This is a genomic window from Pseudomonas sp. B3(2017), assembly GCF_002113595.1.
In the GTDB taxonomy this organism is placed as follows: Bacteria; Pseudomonadota; Gammaproteobacteria; order Pseudomonadales; family Pseudomonadaceae; genus Aquipseudomonas; species Aquipseudomonas ekonensis.
Window position 1 is genome coordinate 372,057 of the sequence record NZ_NEIU01000003.1, and the last position, 18,921, is coordinate 390,977.

The window sequence follows — 18,921 nt, forward strand, 5'->3', positions numbered from 1 at the left end:
GGTATGTTATTAATAGCAAACTCACCAGTCCAGTATTAAAAGCGAAGAATGCCAAACAATCCCCCAGCCCCAAACGGCCCGGGTCGCCCCAAGGATCCGGCCAAGCGCCAGGCGATCCTCGAAGCGGCGAAAACCCTGTTCCTGAGCCACGGCTACGCCAACACCAGCATGGACGCGGTGGCCGCCGAGGCGGGCGTTTCAAAACTGACCGTATACAGTCACTTCAACGACAAGGAGACGCTGTTTTCCGCCGCCGTGGCGGCCAAATGCGAAGCGCAGCTGCCGTCGATGGTCTTCGAACTGCCGGACGGCGTCGCGGTGGAAAATGTGTTGCTGAACATTGCCCGCGGCTTCCACCAACTGATCAACAGCGAAGAATCGGTGAACCTGCACCGGCTCATCATGGCGCTGGGCAGTCAGGATCCGAAGCTGTCGCTGATCTTCTTCGAGGCCGGCCCCCAGCGCATGGTGCAGGGCATGGAGCGGCTGCTGGCCCGGGTCAATGAGACCGGCGAGCTGAGCATCGACCTGCCGCGCAACGCCGCCGAGCATTTCTTCTGCCTGATCAAGGGCGCGGGCAATTTCCGCCTGCTGTACGGCTGCGGCGAGCCGCTGACCGACGAGGCGGCGGAGAGCCATGTGCAGGAAGTGGTGGGGTTGTTCATGCGGGCCTACCGGCCCTGACGGCTGCGCCGCGCCGACGGGCTCCCACAGCGCATGCCTGATGCCCGGAGCATCACTGTGGGAGCCGGCCGGCGATGGCGGCGCCTGGGGCTCAGGCCTTGAGTGCTTTCTTCGGATAGATGTCGTAGCGGCTGGACTTGCCGTCCAGCGCATGGCTCGGCTTCGGCCCTTCGATGCACGGCGCCTTGCGCGGGCGCTTGACCACCACCCGGTGGCTGGCCAGGGCCAGGGCCGCCTCCAGCAGCGCCGGCGCGTCCGGGTCATCGCCCACCAACGGCCGGAACAGGCGCATCTCCTTCTTCACCAGCGCGGTCTTCTCGCGGTGGGGAAACATCGGATCGAGGTAGATCACCTGCGGCGGCTCGCCCTCCCAGTTGCGCATCACCTCGATGGAGTTGCCCTTGAGCAGCGTCATCCGCGCCACGATCGGCGCCACGTCGAAATCCTCAGCCGCCCGGGCCAGGCCGTCTTCGAGCAACGCACCGATCAGCGGCTGACGCTCGATCAGGCTCATCTCGCAGCCCAGGCTCGCCAGCACGAACGCATCCTTGCCCAGCCCCGCCGTGGCGTCCAGCACCCGCGGACGCACGCCCTGGGCGATGCCGACGGCCTTGGCGATCATTTGGCCGTTGCCGCCGCCGTACAGCCGCCGGTGTGCCGCACCGCCCTCGACGAAGTCCACCCGCACCGGCCCCGGCGCATCCGGCCCCAGCTGCTGCAGCTGCAGGCCCTGCCCGCCGACCTGCAAGGCGAACTCGCCGTCCTGCGCCTGCAACGGCAGGCTCAGGCGCTCGGCCCACTGCCGGGCCTGCGGCTCGAAGGCAGGCTCAAGGGCCTCGACATGGATGCGGCAGGCCGCTGGATGCTCAATCATGAAAAACACGCTCAAAAAGTTAAGGATCGGCAAAATCCGCCGATAACCCAATCAACGCGCATTCTGCCAGAGCCGAGCGTCGACCGAAAAAAATGTCAGGCATTCTTCCCACATCGATTGGCTACATCTCGCCCCATGGCGATTTCAGCCGTCAGAACACTCAGGCACTGAGCGGCGTCAGTCACCTGTGGCAGGATTTCTTTGCCCAGGCGCTGGCCGAACAGTCGAGTGATGTGGTGCCGGCCTGCGGCACGTTCCCGCCGGTCGACCTGGACAGCCCGGACGAGCCTACCGTCGGCAGCGACCTGCACGCGCACATCATCAGCCAGCGCGAATGCGACGTGGTCGACACCGAGATCCGCCCGCCGGAGCCGCTGTTCCTGCCGATCGCCGAATTCGAGACAGAACTGCTCGACAAGCCGTTCCCGCCGTTCCCGCCGGAAGAGATCAGCGCCCAGCAGAAGCAGCAGGACTTCGAGAGCGGCTGGGTTCGCCCGATCGTGCTCACCCACGGCCAACCGGTTCCCGAGCCGGGCGCCGCGCCGCAGAAGCGTCCGCTGTACCTGCCGATCGCTGAGTTCGACCTCGACCTCATGGAAAAACCGTTCCCGCCGTTCTCTCCCGAAGAGATCGTCGAGCAACAGCGTGCGCTGGACTTCGACAACGGCTGGGTGCGCCCGATCGTTCAGCAGAACCTGCGCATCGCCGCCTGAGCCTCAGCGCCCCGCCCCGCCCTCACCCCTTGAACAGCTGATTGACCTGGGCATACGCCATCGAGCGCGAGGTGAACGTGAAGGTGCCCGACTGCTTGATCTCCTCGGCCGCCCGGAAGAACTCCCCGAGCGCCGCCAACGCCAGCGCCGACCCGGTGCTCACCCGGCGCACGCCCATCTCCTCCAGTTCCTGCAACGTCAGCTTCAGCCCGCCGGACATCAGTACATTCACCGGTTTCGGCGCCACGGCGCGCACCACTGCCAGCACCTCTTCGGCATTGCGCAGGCCCGGCGCGTAGAGCACGTCGGCCCCCGCTTCGGCGAACGCCTGCAAGCGGCGAAGGGTGTCATCGAGATCGGGCCGGCCGTGCAGGTAGTTTTCCGCACGGGCGGTCAGGGTGAAGGGAAACGGCAGTGAGCGCACCGCCGCCACCGCCGCCTCGATCCGCGCCACGGCATGTTCGAAGCAGTAGATCGGGCCGTCTTCGCGGCCGGTGGCGTCTTCGATGGAACCGCCCACCGCGCCCGCCCTTGCCGCGTGGATCAGGCTCTGCGCCGATTCGGCCGGCCCGTCGGCGAAACCGTTCTCCAGATCCACCGACACCGGCAGCTCCGTCGCCGCCGCGATTGCCCGGACATTGGCCAGGGTTTCCTCAAGGCTCAGGCCGCCGTCGGGCTTGCCCTGGGAAAACGCATACCCGGCGCTGGTGGTCGCCAGCGCCGGGTAGCCCAGGCCGGCGAGTATCTTCGCGGAGCCGGCGTCCCACGGATTGGGCATGACAAAGAGCCCGCTGCGTTCATGCAGGGCTCTGAAGGCTTCGGCTTTACGGATTTGCGCGTCCATCGGCAGGCTCCCGGGCAGAGAAGGAAATCCGCCTCAGAGCAGTCCCAATTGCTCCGCGGCGGGCTCTCTGTATAGCTCAGGCAGGGCCGGCAGGCCAGGCAGGCGCTGCATCAGTTGGGCGTGAAAGCGTTGCGCCAGCTTCGCCGCCAGCAGGTTGTCCGCCGTGTGCAGGAAGATGTACGGCGTGCGCCCCTCTTCGATCCACTCGGCGATTTTCGCCACCCACGGCACCAGGAACGGGTCGTTGGCCTCCAACTGCGGATGGCCGATGAAACGCACCTGCGGATGCTGGGTGAACGCCGCCGGGCGCGTGGGCACGCGGGGCTTTTTCGATTGGGCGTGGATCACCGACGATTCGGTGGACAGGCAACTGAACAGCGCACGCGGGTCGAGGCAGATGCGCTCGACGCCTCGGTCGAGCAACAAGCGATTGAGCAGCCGTTCGCTCTCGCCCTTGGCGAAGAACTGGTCATGGCGCACTTCCACCGCCAGGGGCCGGTCCAACGCGTCGATGAACGCCGCCAGTTCCGGCAAACGCTGCGGGGTAAAGCTTTTCGACAGTTGCAGCCACATCGGCGAGACCCGGTCGCCGAGGGGGCCGAGCAATTGGATGAAGGTTTCGGCGGCGGTGAGCTGGTCGCGCAGGTCGCCGCCGTGGCTGATGTCGCCGGGGAACTTGGCGGTGAACCGAAAGTGCTCCGGCATCACCTCGGCCCAGCGCTGCACCGTGGCCGGCGACGGGCTGGCGTAGAAAGTCGTGTTGCCTTCCACCGCGTTGAACACCTGGGCATAGAGGCCGAGGAAGTCAGCCGTTTTCGCGTCCGCCGGGTACAGGTAATCGCGCCAGGCGCTTTCGCTCCAGGACGGACAACCCAAGTAATAGGGCAGCGCCATCAGATGTACAGGTCGAGGCCCAGCACGTCCGCTTCCCAGTCGACAAACCCGGCGGTGCTCAGGTAGCTGGCCAAGGCCATGGCCACGCTCTTCTTCATCGCACGGTGGTAGATCATGTCTTGCTGACGGGCGGGCAGATTGCTCAGGCGTTGCGCGGAGGCCTTGGCGGCGCGGGCGGCCAGTTGCTCCTCGGAAGGGATTTCCAGCTCGCCGTCGATATCGTCGACGGACTCATCCAGCGCCGCGTTGCCTTTGCGGGGCTTGCGCTTGATGGGGTAGGAATGAGAGGAAACGCCGTCTATACGCATAAAGTCATGCTCGGTATCGATGATGGCAATTTAGCGGCACCTGACCGACTTAGCAAACCGCCGAGTGATAACTAGAACACATAAAAGACAAAAGGTTTAAAGCGCGGGGTTGGAAACTGACGATTGGCAGCACAGGAACGGGCTCGCCCCTCCATCGGTGCGTGCCTGCCGACGCCATCGCCAGCAGGCTGGCTTCTGCAGTCGTTACCTGAGCCGCTGACTTGGGCGTGAGTCAGCGGGCCTTGGGGGTGGCGACCTTGTCGCGCAGGTAGACCGGCTGGGCGTCGTCCGGCGCGATGGCTTCGCCGCGCGCCCAGGCGAACCGGGCCAGGGTCAACAGGTCTTCGGCATGGGGCAGCATGCCGGCGTCAGAGCCGCTCGGGCTGACGGCGATGCGCTCGCCGTAGCCCCAACCGGTGCCCGCGCCGAACCATTCACCCGCGGCATCGGCCGGCAGCGCTGCGGCTTCCGGCGGCAGGACCGCTTCGGCGCCGACCAGGCGCATCTCCCCTGCCGTCTCGCGGTAGCAGCCCCAGTACACCTCGTCCATGCGCGCATCGATGGCTGCCGCGACCTGACTTGCGCCGTGCTCGCGCAAGGCTCGCTGCGCCAGCACCGCCAGGTTGGAGACCGGCAGCACCGGACGCTCCAGGGCGAACGCCAGCCCCTGCACCACGCCGATGGCGATCCGCACGCCGGTGAAGGCGCCGGGGCCGCGGCCGAAGGCGATGGCGTCCACCGCTTGCAGGGTGGTGCCGGCGTCGGCCAGTAGCCGCTGGATCATCGGCAGCAGTTTCTGCGCATGCAGGCGCGGGATCACCTCGTAATGGCTCGTGACCTTGCCGTCATGCAGCAAGGCGACGGAGCAGGCTTCAGTCGCGGTGTCCAGGGCCAGCAGGGTGCTCATCGGTGTGTCCGTCAATCAGGAGGGGAAAAAGGGCGCCAGTATAAACAACTACGGCCCGCAAGCGGGCCGTGGATGATGCAGCTGAGCCGTTTTTTCAGCTCAGGGCCGCCAGCACCTTGGCGGTGATGGCCTCGACCGAACCGACGCCAGGGATGTGGCTGTACTTCGGCTTGCCCTGGGCGGCAGACAGCTTCTGGTAGAAGTCCACCAGCGGCTTGGTCTGCGAATGGTAGACCGACAGGCGATGGCGCACGGTCTCTTCGGTGTCGTCCTTGCGCTGCACCAGCTCTTCGCCGGTGACGTCGTCCTTGCCTTCGACCTTCGGCGGGTTGTAGACGATGTGGTACACGCGGCCGCTGGCCTCGTGGACGCGGCGGCCGGCGATGCGCTGCACGATCTCTTCGTCTTCGACCGCGATCTCGACCACGGCGTCCAGCTCGACGCCGGCGGCGACCAGGGCTTCGGCCTGAGGAATGGTGCGCGGGAAACCGTCGAACAGGAAGCCGTTGGCGCAGTCAGACTGAGCGATGCGATCCTTGACCAGCGCGATGATCAGGTCATCCGACACCAGGCCGCCGGCATCCATGATGCCCTTGGCCTTGAGGCCCAGCTCGGTGCCGGCCTTGACCGCCGCACGCAGCATGTCGCCGGTGGAGATTTGCGGAATGCCGAATTTCTCGGTGATGAACTTAGCCTGAGTACCTTTACCGGCCCCGGGAGCTCCCAGCAGAATGACGCGCATCGATGTGCTCCTCAATTTTTTATATAAAAAACAACGGATTCGCCTCGTGGGGCCAATCTTGAAAATAGGGTCGCGGCCGCCCAAACGGCCAAAGGCTGATCAAGATACACAGCAGGCTGCGCCCACACAAGACACCAAAAGTCGGAGAAACCGGCCCCTGCCGCGACGTTGCGCCGCAGTGTCCCAAGTCGCAACCCCATCATTAACTGTCGCCTGACCGCACCTTTTCCGTGTGCGCCAGACGGCCCCCGCGAACCGCTGCGGGAGCCCCCGCCCCACGCAGAAAACCTTAGCCGGTATTTCGAAGACCGGCGGCGATCCCCGCCACAGACACCAGCAGCGCCTGTTCCACGGGGCTGCCCTGCACCACTTCCTGGCGCCGGGAACGGGCCAGCAGTTCGGCCTGCAATAGATGCAGCGGATCGAGGTAAGTGTTGCGCAGGCGGATGAATTCCAGGGTGTCGGGGCTGTGCGCCAGCAACTGAGACTGACCGGTCAGCCCGAGCACGACCGCGCACGCCTGCGACAATAGGTCGCGCAAGTGCGCACCCAGCGGCAGCAGCGACGGCTCGACCAGCCGCTGGTCATAGGACAGCGCGATGTCGGCGTCCGCCTTGGCCAGCACCATCTCCAGCATGTCGATGCGGGTGCGGAAGAACGGCCATTGCTCGCGCATCTGCGCCAGCAGATCCCCTTCGCCCCGGGCCAGGGCGTTGTTCAGCGCGGTCTCCCAGCCGAGCCAGGCCGGCAGCATCAGCCGCGTCTGGGTCCAACCGAAGATCCACGGGATCGCCCGCAGGCTCTCGATGCCGCCGGCCCGGCGCTTGGCCGGGCGGCTGCCCAGCGGCAAGCGCCCCAGCTCCTGCTCCGGTGTGGATTGGCGGAAGTACTCGACGAACTGCGGATTTTCCCGCACCACAGCGCGGTAGGCCTTGACGCCGTCGGCGGCCAGTTCGTCCATCAGGTGCCGCCATTCGGGGGTCGGGGGCGGCGGCGGCAACAGGGTCGCTTCGAGCACCGCCGCCAGATAGAGGTTGAGGTTCTGTTCGGCGATGTCGGGCAGGCCGAATTTGAAACGGATCATTTCGCCCTGCTCGGTGGTGCGGAACCGCCCCGCCACCGATCCCGGCGGCTGCGACAGGATCGCCGCGTGGGCCGGGCCGCCGCCGCGGCCGACGGTGCCGCCACGGCCGTGGAACAGCAACAGTTCGACCTGCTGTTCGCGGCAGATCTCCACCAGCCGCTCCTGGGCGCGGTATTGGGCCCACGCGGCAGCGGTGGTGCCGGCGTCCTTGGCCGAGTCGGAGTAGCCGATCATCACTTCCTGCGGCCCCTGCAACCGTGCGCGGTAACCCGGCAGTTGCAGCAGCCGCTCGATCACAGGACCTGCGTTGTCGAGGTCGGCCAGGGTCTCGAACAGCGGCACCACGCGCATCGGCCGCAGCACGCCGGCTTCCTTGAGCAGCAGTTGCACCGCAAGCACGTCGGACGCGGCGCCGGCCATGGAAATGACGTAGGAACCCAGCGAGGCGCCCGGCGCAGCGGCGATCTCCTTGCAGGTGGCGAGGACTTCGGCGGTGTCCGCCGAGGGCTTGAAGTGGGCCGGCAGCAATGGCCGGCGGTTGTTGAGTTCGCGGGTCAGGAACTCGATGCGCTGCTCCTCGCCCCATTCCTCGTAGCGGCCCAGGCCCAGGTAATCGGTGATTTCGGTCATGGCCGCGCTGTGCCGCGACGAGTCCTGGCGCACGTCCAGGCGCACCAGGAACAGGCCGAACGTCACCGCCCGGCGCAGGCAGTCGAGCAGCGGCCCGTCGGCGATCACGCCCATGCCGCATTCGTGCAGCGAGCGGTAGCACAGCTCCAGCGGATCAAGCAGTTCGCGGTTGCCGTGCAGCACGTCCGCCGGCGCCGGGGTGGCGGCGGTCAGCGCCGCATGGGCCCAGTTGCGCGTGGCGCGCAGGCGTTCGCGCAGTTGCTTGAGCACGGCGCGGTACGGCTCGGCGCTGTCGCCGGCGCGGGCCTTGAGTTCATCGCTGGCCTGCTGCATCGACAGCTCGGCGGCCAAGCGGTCGACGTCGCGCAGGTACAGGTCGGCCGCCATCCAGCGCGCCAGCAACAGCACCTCACGGGTGACGGCGGCGGTGACATTGGGGTTGCCGTCGCGGTCGCCGCCCATCCATGAAGCGAAGCGGATCGGCGCGGCCTCCAACGGCAAGCGCAGGCCGGTGGCGGCGTGCAGCGCCTGGTCGGCCTTGCGCATGTGGTTGGGGATCGCCTGCCACAGCGAATGCTCGATCACCGCGAAGCCCCACTTGGCTTCGTCTACGGGCGTGGGTCGGGTGCGGCGGATCTCTTCGGTGTGCCAGGCTTCGGCGATCAGGCGTTGCAGGGTGTTGTGGATTTGCCCGCGCTCGGCGTCGGTCAGGTCGCGATGATCCTGGGCCGCCAACTGCGCGGCGATCGCGTCGTACTTCTGGATCAGCGTGCGCCGCGCCACTTCGGTCGGGTGGGCCGTGAGCACCAGTTCGATCTCCAACCGCGCCAGCTGGCGGGCCAGGGCCTCGGCGCTGTGGCCTTCGCTGCGCAGGCGGGCCAACAGCTCCGGCAGCACCCGGGATTCGAACGGCGCGGCCTGCGACGCCTCGCGGCGATGGATCAACTGGTACTGCTCGGCGATGTTGGCCAGGTTGAGGAACTGGTTGAACGCCCGCGCCACCGGCAGCAGTTCGGCTTCGCTCAGCTGATCGAGGCTGGCGCTGAGCTCGGCGTCCATCGAACCGCGCCGGTCGGCCTTGGCGCCCTTGCGGATCTGCTCGATCTTGTCGAGGAAACCCTCGCCGTACTGGTCACGGATGGTGTTGCCCAACAGCTCTCCGAGCAGGTGAACATCTTCGCGCAAGCGTGCATCGATATCGGTCATCGGCAGTTCTCCAGCAGTCGTCCAGGCGGCTAAAAAGCGAGCGAATGGTCAGAGAGTGCCGCTCTGCGGCGCGACTTACAAGCAGACGACGAAGGGCCACGCAACCCCGCGCCCGCCAGCTAACCTCAACAACAGGCCCCACAACGGCTTGCCGCCGGCCCCGCCGGACACTCACCAGAACCTGCCACGAGCGGGTGCGCCATGAGGTCATCATGAAAATCCGAGAACTTGCCCAGCATTGGGAAGAAACCGCCAAGGGTCGCCTGACCGACACCGGCTACACCATCCGCCTGGACGTGGAGGCCGCCGCGCGGCTGGCCGCCATCGCCGAGATGTACCCCAAGCGGCATCCCGAGGAACTGCTCGGCGAACTGATCGGCGCCGCCCTCGAAGAGTTCGAGGCGAGCCTGCCGTACGTGAAGGGCTCGACGGTGGTCGCCACCGACGAGGAAGGCGATCCGCTGTACGAGGACGTCGGCCCGACGCCGCGTTTCCTCGCCTTGTCGCGCCGGCATTTGCAGGATCTGTCCGCCGCCGGCAAGCCGAAGCACTGATCCCGCACAGCTCATCCTGTGGGAGCAACGGTCTTGACCTGGGCCTGCGGTCTCAGGCCTGACGCTATCGCCAGCAGGCTGGCTCCCACAGGGAAATGTGTGCCCACCCCCGAAAACTGTGGGAGCGGGCTTGCCCGCGAAAGCGCCCTTTCTGGCTCCTTCAGTCGTGGCTGACACAGCGCATGGCAAGCAAGCCCGCTCTCGCTTTTCGGACGGCAATCGGCCCGCCCATACCGCCTGACACCGCCAAAGTTCCCGTTTTAGAGCCCTGCCCGTTCGGTCAAATTTTTTTTGGCGATGGGCCATCTTTTCTGAACTTTTAAAAAATGCGCCCGGTCGGAACAGGTAACCACGCCTGGGACGAGCGTTTCAGAACGCGCTCCGACACGACGCATGCGACTCCTCGTCCAGGATGGATTCAGCGTTATCCAAGGAGTTGAACAATGGAGTTGAAGACCATGAAGACCCAAACCTCGTCCACCCCTCTGCGCAGCCTGAAACTGGTCGCCCTGGCCCTGGGCGCCGGCGTCGTGCTGGCCGGTTGCGCCGGCAACCCGCCGACCGAGCAGTACGCCGTCACCCAATCGGCGGTCAACAGCGCGGTCAGCGCCGGCGGCACCGAATTCGCCGCCGTGGAAATGAAGCAGGCCCAGGACAAGCTCAAGCAGGCTGAAATCGCCATGCACGACAAGAAATACGATCAGGCCCGCACCCTGGCCGAACAGGCCGAGTGGGACGCCCGGGTCGCCGAGCGCAAGGCCCAGGCGATGAAGGCCGAGCAGGCCGTGAAGGACTCCCAGAAGGGCGTTCAGGAACTGCGTCAGGAAAGTCAGCGCACCGTGCAGTAAGCGCGCATCCCGACCGCAAGGCTGAATCTCTTATCGACAGAAGGACGAACGAACATGCGTAATCAACTGATGATCCCTGCTCTGCTGGCCGCAAGCGTTGCCCTGGCGGCGTGCTCCACCCCGCCGAACCCGAACCTGGAACAGGCGCGCACCAACTACGCAGGCCTGCAGGCCAACCCGCAGGCCAGCAAGGTCGCCGCCCTGGAGACCAAAGAGGCCAGCGACTACCTGGACAAGGCCGACAAGGCCTACCTGGACAAGCAAGACGCGGCCAAGGTCGACCAACTGGCCTACCTCACCAACCAGCGCGTGGAAGTGGCCAAGCAGACCATCGCCCTGCGCACCGCCGAAGCCAACCTGAAGAACGCCGCGGCCCAGCGCGCCCAGGCCCGCCTGGACGCCCGCGACCAGCAGATCAAACAGCTTCAGGACAGCCTCAACGCCAAACAGACCGACCGCGGCACTCTGGTGACCTTCGGCGACGTGCTGTTCGCCACCAACAAGGCCGAGCTCAAGTCCAGCGGCCTGATGAACATCAACAAGCTGGCGCAGTTCCTCCAGGAGAACCCCGACCGCAAGGTGATCGTCGAGGGCTACACCGACAGCACCGGCACCGCGGGCTACAACCAGTCGCTGTCCGAACGCCGGGCGACCTCGGTGCAGGTGGCGCTGATCAAGATGGGCGTCGATCCGTCGCGCATCGTGACCCAGGGCTACGGCAAGGAATACCCGGTGGCGGACAACGGCAGCGTCTCGGGCCGGGCGATGAACCGTCGGGTGGAAGTGACCATCTCCAACGACAACCAGCCGGTGCTGCCGCGTTCGGCGGTGAGCGCGAACTAAGCGTCGCACGCTGATGCGAAAAGCCCCGCCTGAGCGATCAGGCGGGGCTTTTCGTTTCCCGGTTCCCTGTGGCGAGGGAGCTCGCTCCCGCTGGACCTCCTTTAACGGGAGCAAGCTCCCTCGCCACAAAGACTGTGAGACGTTTATTGCTGCAGTTGCTGCGGAGTTTCCTGGCCCATGCAGCGCACCGCTTTCTTCTTGTCGTTGACCAGCACGCCGGTCAGGCCTTTCTGTTCGGTGTCGAACAGCACCAGCACGCCGTCGATGCATTGCGCCACTTGCGGCGCCGGTTCCAGCGACACCCGGTAATCCTCGCCGGGGATGGTCTTGAGCATGGTGAAGTCGTTGAGCAGCAGCGCATCCTCGGGTTTGGCGAAGTGCAGGTAGCCGTAGTACCACAGGGCACCGACGGTGCCGAGGATGCTGCAGATGCCGGTGATGATCAGCGGGATGGCGTTACGTTCTTCACTCATTGCGGACTCTCTGGGGGTTCGTCTTCGGTTTTCGGGGGCGGCGGATAGTTGGGGATCTCGCCGAGGCGGCGCAGGCCGTTGAAGTGTTCGGGGTCGTCCAGGTAACGCAGCATCACCTGCCGCCACACCGGGTCGCCGAAGGTCTGCACGTGGCCGCCGCGGGTCAGCTGCAGCACACGGGGCGGCGGCGCAGCTTGATACAGACGGATGCCGTTGGAAAGGGGCACGAGGGGATCGTCGATGCTGTGGTAGATCAGCTTCGGCACGCCGTCGAGCTTCTCCATCGAACGGATGGCGCTGTCGCCGTCCGGCACCAGCCACGACAGCGGCACCTGGAACGGCCAGGTCATCCACGAGGTGCTCAGCGCATACTGGCCGACGCTGCGGTAACTGGCGGGCACGCCGTCGAGCACCAGGGCCTTGAGCTGCTTTTGGCGTTCCGGATGCCGCACGAGCCAGTGCACCGCCATCGCGCCGCCCAGGCTCTGGCCCAGCACGACCAGCGGCTTGCCCTTGACCTCGGGCGCGCGGTCCAGCCAGGCGAAGGCGGCGTCGATGTCCTGGTAGATCGCCGGCAGCGACGGCTCGCCTTCGGACAGGCCATAGCCGCGGTAGTCCACCAGCAGCACCTGATAGCCGTTCTTCGGCAGCCACCAACTGCCGCCCAGGTGCATCGGCAGGTTGCCGCCGTTGCCGTGCAGGTGCAGCACCGTGCCCTTGACCTCGACCCCGGCCTTGGCCGGCAGCCACCAGGCGTGCAGGCGCAGGCCGTCGGCGGTGGTCAGGGTCACGTCGCGGTAGTCGAGCCCGGCCTTCTGCGGGGTGAACAACTGGCCGCGCTCGGGGTAGAACAGCAGCGAACTGCACCCGCCGAGGGTCAGGAGCAGACAGACGATGCCGAGGATTCTCATCCGGTGAAACCTCGCGAAGGAAATTGGCGAACGATTCAGAGAAGAACAAATAACCCTGTGGGAGCTGGCTTGCCAGCGATGGCGGTGGGTCAGCCAACATCAATAATGACTGACAGAATGCAATCGCTGCGGTGCGGCGATCCGACAAGCCAGCTCCCACAGGTATTGTGTTTGCCCTATAGGATGTTGGAGTAGTCCGCCTCGATCCGGTCCAGGCTCAAATGGTTGAGGAAGTTGGAGAAGCACATCCACGCCGACAGCGCGTTCAGGTCACGGAACTGCTCCGGCAGGTACTTGGGCGGCACCACCAGGCCTTCGTCCACCAGTTGGCGCAGGGTGCGCATGTCCTCCAGCGTGGTCTTGCCGCAGAACAGCAGCGGGATCTGCTCGAGCTTACCCTTGCGCACGGCCAACTGAATGTAGTTGTAAACCATGATGAAGCCCTTGAGGTAGGACAAGTCTTTGGTGAATGGCAGACCGGTCGGCACCGAACCCCGGAAGACCCGGCTCGCGTTGCCGTAGCTTTCCGCCATCTCGAAGCCCTGCTCGCGGAAGAACTCGAAGACCTGAAGAAAGTCCGCGCCCTCCTCCACCATGTGGATGGCGCGGGTGCGGTTGGTGAGCTTGCGCAGGCGGCTGGGGTAGGAGGCGAAGGTGATGATTTCCATCAGGATCGCCAGGCCTTCCTGGGTCACCGTCGACGAAGGCGGGCCCTTGGCCAGGAAGGTGCAGATCGGCTGGTTCAGGCCGTTGAGCGTGGTGCCGACGTGCACCAGGCCTTCATGCACTTCCAGGGCCCGGACGTCGCGGCCGTTGAACATCGCGTCGGTGCGGATCTTGATGTAGTCGGCCCCCGCCGCCGCGTCGGCGACAATGCCGTCGGACTCGAACACCCGGATGGTTTCCTCGGCTTCGCCGAACACTTTGTTCAGGCGCGTCTGCAGCAGGTGCACGGCGTCCTTGGCGGTGAGGGTCTTGGGCTCGTCCTTCAGGTCGCCGCGGCCGTCGATGTTGTTCAGGTAGTCGGACATCATCAGGCCGAGGTCGGCCAGGGTCGGATCGCCGGCATGGAACGCATCGGACGCGGCGCCGTACAGTTCCTGGGAAATCAGGCCGAAGTCCTCGGTGCCGCGCGCTTCGAGCATGCGCACCACCATGCGGTACTCCTTGCACATGCGGCGCATGATCTGCCCCACCGGGCTGAATTGGCCGAGCTGGCGGGTGATGTCGCGCTCGATGTTCTGGAACTCGAGCTTGACCTTGCTCGAATCGAAGGTCAGTGGCCGGTTGAGGTAGTAGTCCCGGTCCACTGCCGGCAGTTCCTTGCCCTTGGCCTTGAGGAAACCCTTGCGCACGTTCTCGTCCCACTTGACCGCGTCGAGGACGCGGATCGGTGTCTGCGCCAGCACAATGCGATCGGACAGCGTGCGTATCGTCTGCTGGTAATCGTCCACCCGAAACTCCTGTAGAAAACGTCTGTGGGAGCGGGCTTGCCCGCGAACGCGTCGCTGCATTCAACATCGCTGCTGCCTGTCGCACCGTCATCGCGGGCAGGATCGCTCCTACAAGGGGATTGCGTCACACCGACGCCAGCACCAGATGCATGTACCGCGTCAGGATGCCGAGCATGTCCTCTTCGGCCAATGGCTCGACACCGTTGAGCAGGCCCTGATATTCCATCCGTCCGATAATCGCCGTCAACACTTTGGCATCCTGCTGCGGTTCCCGGGAACCCAGCACCTGGAACAGCTGGCAGGTGCCCTGCAGCAGGATCTGCTGGTGGGAACGCACCAGTTCCGCCAGGCGCGGGTTGAGCAGCGCCTCCTGGCGGAACGCCTGCTCGGCCATCAGGTGTTCGCGGCGGTTGACCAGTTGCCGGTGCACATAGTCGGCCATCAGCCGGGCGATGTCGTCGGCCAGTTGCGAGCGCGACTCGGGGCTGCCGTCGCCGCTGACCACCATCTCGCGCAGCAGGCCTTCGTTGTTGATCCACAGCTTGGCCATGTAGGCCGCGCTGCGCTCGACGTATTGGGCGAAGGTATCGGTGAGCAGGTCATCGATGTCCTTGAAGTAATAGGTGGTGGCCGACAGCGGCACGCCGGCCTCGGCCGCCACCGCACGGTGGCGCACGGCACGCACGCCGTCGCGCACGACGATGCGCATCGCCGCGTCGAGAATGTCCTGCCGGCGCTGCTCGCTGCCCTGTCGGCTGGCCTTGCGACCCTGGTACTGAACACTTTCAGCGACCGCAACGGCGATTCCCGCTGCACCCTCTTGAGCCATTGCACCGATCACGGCAGGTATTCCTCTGTTGTTCTTTTCAAAAGTAACCATTTGATACGTTTGTACCAGACAGGCAATAAAAAACCGCCTGTTCGAGGCGGTTTTTTAAGTGAAACGTTTACGCTTGCGGCCGCATGTGCGGGAACAGGATCACGTCGCGGATCGACGGCGAGTTGGTCAGCAGCATCACCAGACGGTCGATGCCGATGCCTTCACCGGCCGTCGGCGGCATGCCGTACTCCAGCGCGCGGACGAAGTCGGCGTCGTAGTGCATGGCTTCGTCGTCGCCGGCGTCCTTGTCGGCCACCTGGGCCATGAAGCGCTCGGCCTGGTCTTCCGCGTCGTTGAGCTCGGAGTAGGCGTTGGCGATCTCACGGCCGCCGATGAACAGCTCGAAGCGGTCGGTGACGTTCGGGTTCTCGTCGTTGCGGCGCGCCAGCGGCGACACTTCGAACGGGTACTGGGTGATGAAGTGCGGCTGCTCCAGCTTGTGCTCGACCAGCTCTTCGAAAATCATCACCTGCAGCTTGCCCAGGCCTTCGAAGCCCAGCACCTTGGCGCCGGCCTTCTTGGCGATGTCACGGGCCTTGTCGATGTCGTTCAGGTCATCGGCGGTCAGCTCGGGGTTGTACTTGAGGATCGAGTCGAACACCGACAGGCGGGCGAACGGCTCGCCGAAGTGGAACACCTTGTCGCCGTACGGCACGTCGGTGCTGCCCAGAACCAGCTGCGCCAGCTCGCGGAACAGTTCTTCGGTCAGGTCCATGTTGTCTTCGTAGTCGGCGTAGGCCTGGTAGAACTCCAACATGGTGAATTCAGGGTTGTGACGGGTCGAGACGCCTTCGTTGCGGAAGTTGCGGTTGATCTCGAACACCTTCTCGAAACCGCCGACCACCAGGCGCTTGAGGTACAGCTCTGGCGCGATGCGCAGGAACATTTCCATGTCCAGCGCGTTGTGGTGGGTTTCGAACGGCTTGGCCGCGGCGCCGCCCGGGATGGTCTGCAGCATCGGCGTCTCGACTTCGAGGAAGTCGCGCTTCATCAGGAAGCTGCGGATGTGAGCGATGACCTGCGAACGCACGCGGAAGGTCTGGCGCACGTCTTCGTTGACGATCAGGTCGACGTAGCGCTGACGGTAGCGCTGCTCGGTGTCGGTCAGGCCGTGGTGCTTGTCCGGCAGCGGGCGCAGGGACTTGGTCAGCAGGCGCACATCGGTCATCTCGACGTACAGGTCGCCCTTGCCGGAACGGGCCAGGGTGCCTTCGGCGGCGATGATGTCGCCCATGTCCCAGGTCTTGACCGCCGCCAGGGTGTCTTCCGACAGGGTCTTGCGGTTGACGTAGACCTGGATGCGGCCGGTCATGTCCTGGATCACCATGAACGAGCCACGGTTGAGCATGATGCGACCGGCGACCTTGACCGGGATTGCAGCCTCTGCCAGCTCTTCCTTGGTCTTGTCCGCGTACTGTTTCTGCAAGGCATCGCAGTAGTTCTCGCGGCGGAAGTCGTTCGGGAAGGCGTTGCCCTTGGCGCGCTCGGCGGCAAGCTTTTCCTTGCGCAGGGCGATCAGGGAGTTCTCTTCCTGTTGCAGGGCTTGCGAATCGGGTTGTTGGTCGCTCATGTCTTCAAATTTTCCATCACAGGTTCGTTGCCCCCGGGCCTTGCGGACCGGGGATCGCCAGCAGGGCTGGCTTCCACAGGGATCGGACAGAAATCAGCCGAACCCTGTGTTACGTCTCTTACAGCCCGGACTTCAGGCTCGCTTCCAGGTATTCGTCGATGTCGCCGTCGAGCACCTTGTCGCAGTCGCTGCGTTCGATGTTGGTGCGCAGATCCTTGATCCGCGAAGCATCGAGCACGTACGAACGGATCTGGTGACCCCAGCCGATGTCGGACTTGCTGTCTTCCAGGGCCTGGGAAGCGGCGTTGCGCTTCTGCATTTCCTGCTCGTACAACTTGGCCCGCAGCATTTTCATGGCGGTGTCCTTGTTGGCGTGCTGGGAACGTTCGTTCTGGCAGCTGACCACGGTGTTGGTCGGCACGTGGGTGATCCGCACCGCCGAGTCGGTGGTGTTCACGTGCTGGCCGCCGGCGCCGGAGGAGCGGTAGGTGTCGATCCGCAGGTCGGCCGGGTTGATCTCGATCTCCACCTTGTCGTCGATCTCGGGCGAGACGAACACGGCCGAGAACGAGGTGTGGCGACGGTTGCCGGAGTCGAACGGGCTCTTGCGCACCAGACGGTGCACGCCGATCTCGGTGCGCAGCCAGCCGAAGGCGTATTCGCCCTTGATGTGCACGGTGGCGCCCTTGATCCCGGCGACTTCGCCGGCGGACAGTTCCATGATGGTCGCGTCGAAGCCGCGCTTGTCGGCCCAGCGCAGGTACATGCGCAGCAGGATGTTGGCCCAGTCCTGGGCCTCGGTGCCGCCGGAACCGGCCTGGATGTCCAGGTAGGCGTTGTTCATGTCCATTTCGCCGCTGAACATGCGGCGGAATTCCAGCTTGGCCAGGGAGTCTTCGAGGCGGGCCAGTTCAGTGACCACGTCACCTACGGCGCCTTCGTCGTTCTCTTCGACGGCCATGTCCAGCAGGTCGCGGCAATCGGCCAGGCCGCCGGACAGTCCGTCCAGGGTCTCGACGATCTGCGCCAGGGCGGCGCGCTCGCGGCCCAGCTCCTGGGCGTATTCGGGTTTGTTCCAGACGCTCGGATCTTCAAGCTCGCGGTTGACCTCGGTCAGACGCTCATGCTTTTGATCGTAGTCAAAGATACCCCCGAATGGTTTCGGAGCGCTCGGACAGGTCCTTGATAGTGTTCAGGATCGGGTTGATTTCCATGACAGGCAGCACTCGTTGGCGAACTTTTGAAAGCCGGCGAGTATAACGTAATCGGGCTGGCGCGGCAGCCCGTCCGGCGGCTGTAACCTCAATTCGCTTGACAGCGGCCTGCGCAGCCCGAAAGCGGTGTGCAGTCGCCAACGCAACGACCCATGCGCCGCCATCGCGAGCAGGCTCGGTCCCACAGTGTTGCGCAGTGACCGCAGACTCCGCTTCCGGCCGAAATGCCTGTGGGAGCCAGCCTGCTGGCGATGCGGGCTGGCGGGGGTTACTCGATCCCCACCTGGTTGCGCCCGTTGTTCTTGGCCTGGTAAAGGCCCCGGTCCGCCGCCGAGATCAGCAGGCGGCAGTCGCTGCCCGCCTCCGGCACCATCGTCGCCAGGCCGATGCTGATGGTCAGGCTCGACCCTTCGGTCGGTGCGATGTGCGGGATCTTCAGGGCCGCGACGGTCTGGCGCAGCTTCTCCGCCACCAGCCGCGCACCGCCCGGCGAGGTGTTGGGCAGCACCAGGGCGAACTCCTCGCCGCCGTAGCGCGCCGGCAGGTCCGACGGCCGCGCGCTGGCCTCGCGGATCGCCGTGGCCACCTTGCGCAGGGCTTCGTCGCCTTCGACGTGGCCGAAGGTGTCGTTGTAGGACTTGAAGTAATCGACGTCGATCATCAGCAGCGACAACTGGCTCTGGTCGCGCAGGCAGCGGCGCCATTCCAGTTCCAGGTACTCGTCGAAGTGCCGACGGTTGGACAGCCCGGTCAGGCCGTCGGAGTTCATCAGCCGCTGCAGCACCAGGTTGGTGTCGAGCAACTGCTGCTGGCTGACCCGCAGGGCGCGGTAGGCCGCGTCGCGCTGCAGCAGGGTCATGTAGGAGCGCGAGTGGTAGCGGATGCGCGCCACCAGCTCGATGTTGTCCGGCAGCTTCACCAGATAGTCGTTGGCCCCGGCCGAGAACGCCGCGCTCTTGATCAGCGGGTCTTCCTTGGTCGACAGGACGATGATCGGGATGTCCTTGGTCGCCGGGTGGTTGCGGTATTCGCGCACCAGGCTCAGGCCGTCGAGGCCGGGCATCACCAGGTCCTGGAGGATCACCGTCGGCTTGATCCGCACCGCATGGGCCACCGCCTGGTGCGGGTCGGAGCAGAAGTGGAAGTCGATGTTCTCTTCATTCGACAGCCCGCGGCGCACGGCTTCGCCGATCATCGCCTGATCGTCCACCAACAACACCATGGCGGCGTTCTCGTCGGTCTTGATGTCATCGATCTGTAAGTCATTCATGGGCGGTCACCTGAATAC

The 18,921-nt window shown here is 65.2% G+C and carries 18 protein-coding genes and 1 pseudogene; 5 read left to right on the plus strand and 14 right to left on the minus strand.

Annotated elements, in window-relative coordinates:
• Nucleotides 1-48: 48 nt before the first annotated feature.
• Nucleotides 49-684, plus strand: coding sequence for a TetR/AcrR family transcriptional regulator (locus tag CAG33_RS06605; RefSeq protein ID WP_085581334.1), 636 nt, complete (start codon nt 49-51; stop codon nt 682-684).
• Nucleotides 685-775: 91 nt separating this feature from the next.
• Here CAG33_RS06605 and CAG33_RS06610 read toward each other — a convergent pair whose 3' ends face one another.
• The gene (locus CAG33_RS06610; protein ID WP_085581755.1) at nt 776-1,558 is read right to left on the minus strand and encodes a class I SAM-dependent methyltransferase; all 783 of its coding nucleotides are present in this window, start codon (nt 1,556-1,558) and stop codon (nt 776-778) included.
• Between the two features lie 92 nt (nt 1,559-1,650).
• On the opposite strand from CAG33_RS06610, the gene CAG33_RS06615 reads away from it, so the two are divergent.
• On the plus strand, nt 1,651-2,271 hold the full coding sequence (locus tag CAG33_RS06615) for an energy transducer TonB (protein ID WP_085637411.1): 621 nt from the start codon (nt 1,651-1,653) through the stop codon (nt 2,269-2,271).
• A 22-nt stretch (nt 2,272-2,293) separates the two neighbouring features.
• Here CAG33_RS06615 and CAG33_RS06620 read toward each other — a convergent pair whose 3' ends face one another.
• From CAG33_RS06620 to ppc, 6 genes are all read right to left on the minus strand, one after another.
• Nucleotides 2,294-3,115 carry an oxaloacetate decarboxylase gene (locus CAG33_RS06620; protein WP_085637414.1) on the minus strand — a complete coding sequence of 274 codons (822 nt, stop codon included), beginning with the start codon at nt 3,113-3,115 and terminating at the stop codon, nt 2,294-2,296.
• Between the two features lie 33 nt (nt 3,116-3,148).
• Nucleotides 3,149-4,009, minus strand: coding sequence for a DUF72 domain-containing protein (locus CAG33_RS06625; protein ID WP_085581328.1), 861 nt, complete (start codon nt 4,007-4,009; stop codon nt 3,149-3,151).
• Nucleotides 4,009-4,317 carry a hypothetical protein gene (locus CAG33_RS06630; protein ID WP_085581326.1) on the minus strand — a complete coding sequence of 103 codons (309 nt, stop codon included), beginning with the start codon at nt 4,315-4,317 and terminating at the stop codon, nt 4,009-4,011. The genes CAG33_RS06625 and CAG33_RS06630 overlap by 1 nt, the downstream gene beginning before the upstream one ends.
• 232 nt (nt 4,318-4,549) lie before the next feature.
• Nucleotides 4,550-5,224: a tRNA (adenosine(37)-N6)-threonylcarbamoyltransferase complex dimerization subunit type 1 TsaB gene (gene tsaB, locus CAG33_RS06635; protein ID WP_085637416.1), complete on the minus strand. Its 675-nt coding sequence runs from the start codon at nt 5,222-5,224 to the stop codon at nt 4,550-4,552.
• A 94-nt stretch (nt 5,225-5,318) separates the two neighbouring features.
• Nucleotides 5,319-5,966: an adenylate kinase gene (adk, locus tag CAG33_RS06640; protein ID WP_085637419.1), complete on the minus strand. Its 648-nt coding sequence runs from the start codon at nt 5,964-5,966 to the stop codon at nt 5,319-5,321.
• A 289-nt stretch (nt 5,967-6,255) separates the two neighbouring features.
• On the minus strand, nt 6,256-8,886 hold the full coding sequence (gene ppc / locus CAG33_RS06645) for a phosphoenolpyruvate carboxylase (RefSeq protein ID WP_085581319.1): 2,631 nt from the start codon (nt 8,884-8,886) through the stop codon (nt 6,256-6,258).
• Nucleotides 8,887-9,098: 212 nt separating this feature from the next.
• Between ppc and CAG33_RS06650 the strand changes: the two genes are divergently transcribed.
• The 3 genes from CAG33_RS06650 (at nt 9,099) to CAG33_RS06660 (ending at nt 11,131) form a co-directional block, all read left to right on the plus strand.
• On the plus strand, nt 9,099-9,440 hold the full coding sequence (locus CAG33_RS06650) for a pilin assembly protein (RefSeq protein WP_085581317.1): 342 nt from the start codon (nt 9,099-9,101) through the stop codon (nt 9,438-9,440).
• Between the two features lie 443 nt (nt 9,441-9,883).
• Complete coding sequence (locus CAG33_RS06655; protein ID WP_085581314.1) at nt 9,884-10,288, plus strand: DUF4398 domain-containing protein; 405 nt, start codon at nt 9,884-9,886, stop codon at nt 10,286-10,288.
• A gap of 54 nt (nt 10,289-10,342) precedes the next feature.
• Complete coding sequence (locus CAG33_RS06660) at nt 10,343-11,131, plus strand: OmpA family protein (protein WP_085581312.1); 789 nt, start codon at nt 10,343-10,345, stop codon at nt 11,129-11,131.
• Nucleotides 11,132-11,274: 143 nt separating this feature from the next.
• Here the strand turns inward: CAG33_RS06660 and CAG33_RS06665 are convergent, their stop codons facing one another.
• From CAG33_RS06665 to CAG33_RS06695, 7 genes and pseudogenes are all read right to left on the minus strand, one after another.
• Nucleotides 11,275-11,604: a hypothetical protein gene (locus CAG33_RS06665; protein WP_085581310.1), complete on the minus strand. Its 330-nt coding sequence runs from the start codon at nt 11,602-11,604 to the stop codon at nt 11,275-11,277.
• Nucleotides 11,601-12,515 (minus strand): alpha/beta hydrolase, encoded by a 915-nt coding sequence (locus CAG33_RS06670; RefSeq protein ID WP_085632035.1) that lies wholly within the window; start codon nt 12,513-12,515, stop codon nt 11,601-11,603. The genes CAG33_RS06665 and CAG33_RS06670 overlap by 4 nt, the downstream gene beginning before the upstream one ends.
• A 176-nt stretch (nt 12,516-12,691) precedes the next feature.
• Nucleotides 12,692-13,969, minus strand: coding sequence for a flavohemoglobin expression-modulating QEGLA motif protein (locus tag CAG33_RS06675; RefSeq protein WP_085581306.1), 1,278 nt, complete (start codon nt 13,967-13,969; stop codon nt 12,692-12,694).
• A gap of 124 nt (nt 13,970-14,093) precedes the next feature.
• The gene (locus tag CAG33_RS06680; protein ID WP_085581304.1) at nt 14,094-14,798 is read right to left on the minus strand and encodes a TetR/AcrR family transcriptional regulator; all 705 of its coding nucleotides are present in this window, start codon (nt 14,796-14,798) and stop codon (nt 14,094-14,096) included.
• Between the two features lie 118 nt (nt 14,799-14,916).
• Complete coding sequence (lysS, locus tag CAG33_RS06685; protein WP_085581302.1) at nt 14,917-16,419, minus strand: lysine--tRNA ligase; 1,503 nt, start codon at nt 16,417-16,419, stop codon at nt 14,917-14,919.
• 118 nt (nt 16,420-16,537) lie between these two features.
• Nucleotides 16,538-17,633, minus strand: a protein-coding gene (gene prfB / locus CAG33_RS06690; protein ID WP_139831342.1) for a peptide chain release factor 2 whose coding sequence is annotated in 2 segments (ribosomal slippage) — nt 16,538-17,560 and nt 17,562-17,633 — 1,095 coding nt in all. Because the reading frame shifts where the segments join, the coding sequence is not laid out codon by codon here.
• A gap of 240 nt (nt 17,634-17,873) precedes the next feature.
• Nucleotides 17,874-18,903: pseudogene (locus CAG33_RS06695) on the minus strand (diguanylate cyclase domain-containing protein); the annotation flags it as partial.
• Nucleotides 18,904-18,921 lie beyond the last annotated feature (18 nt).

What these genes read in the sequence shown, in the direction of transcription:
- CAG33_RS06680 (WP_085581304.1), bottom strand. Translation starts at nt 14,798, where the DNA reads ATGGCTCAAGAGGGTGCAGCGGGAATCGCCGTTGCGGTCGCTGAAAGT.
- lysS (WP_085581302.1), bottom strand. Translation starts at nt 16,419, where the DNA reads ATGAGCGACCAACAACCCGATTCGCAAGCCCTGCAACAGGAAGAGAAC.
- CAG33_RS06655 (WP_085581314.1), top strand. Translation starts at nt 9,884, where the DNA reads ATGGAGTTGAAGACCATGAAGACCCAAACCTCGTCCACCCCTCTGCGC.
- CAG33_RS06660 (WP_085581312.1), top strand. Translation starts at nt 10,343, where the DNA reads ATGCGTAATCAACTGATGATCCCTGCTCTGCTGGCCGCAAGCGTTGCC.
- CAG33_RS06605 (WP_085581334.1), top strand. Translation starts at nt 49, where the DNA reads ATGCCAAACAATCCCCCAGCCCCAAACGGCCCGGGTCGCCCCAAGGAT.
- tsaB (WP_085637416.1), bottom strand. Translation starts at nt 5,224, where the DNA reads ATGAGCACCCTGCTGGCCCTGGACACCGCGACTGAAGCCTGCTCCGTC.
- CAG33_RS06610 (WP_085581755.1), bottom strand. Translation starts at nt 1,558, where the DNA reads ATGATTGAGCATCCAGCGGCCTGCCGCATCCATGTCGAGGCCCTTGAG.
- CAG33_RS06615 (WP_085637411.1), top strand. Translation starts at nt 1,651, where the DNA reads ATGTCAGGCATTCTTCCCACATCGATTGGCTACATCTCGCCCCATGGC.
- CAG33_RS06670 (WP_085632035.1), bottom strand. Translation starts at nt 12,515, where the DNA reads ATGAGAATCCTCGGCATCGTCTGTCTGCTCCTGACCCTCGGCGGGTGC.
- CAG33_RS06630 (WP_085581326.1), bottom strand. Translation starts at nt 4,317, where the DNA reads ATGCGTATAGACGGCGTTTCCTCTCATTCCTACCCCATCAAGCGCAAG.
- CAG33_RS06650 (WP_085581317.1), top strand. Translation starts at nt 9,099, where the DNA reads ATGAAAATCCGAGAACTTGCCCAGCATTGGGAAGAAACCGCCAAGGGT.
- adk (WP_085637419.1), bottom strand. Translation starts at nt 5,966, where the DNA reads ATGCGCGTCATTCTGCTGGGAGCTCCCGGGGCCGGTAAAGGTACTCAG.
- CAG33_RS06620 (WP_085637414.1), bottom strand. Translation starts at nt 3,115, where the DNA reads ATGGACGCGCAAATCCGTAAAGCCGAAGCCTTCAGAGCCCTGCATGAA.
- CAG33_RS06625 (WP_085581328.1), bottom strand. Translation starts at nt 4,009, where the DNA reads ATGGCGCTGCCCTATTACTTGGGTTGTCCGTCCTGGAGCGAAAGCGCC.
- CAG33_RS06665 (WP_085581310.1), bottom strand. Translation starts at nt 11,604, where the DNA reads ATGAGTGAAGAACGTAACGCCATCCCGCTGATCATCACCGGCATCTGC.
- ppc (WP_085581319.1), bottom strand. Translation starts at nt 8,886, where the DNA reads ATGACCGATATCGATGCACGCTTGCGCGAAGATGTTCACCTGCTCGGA.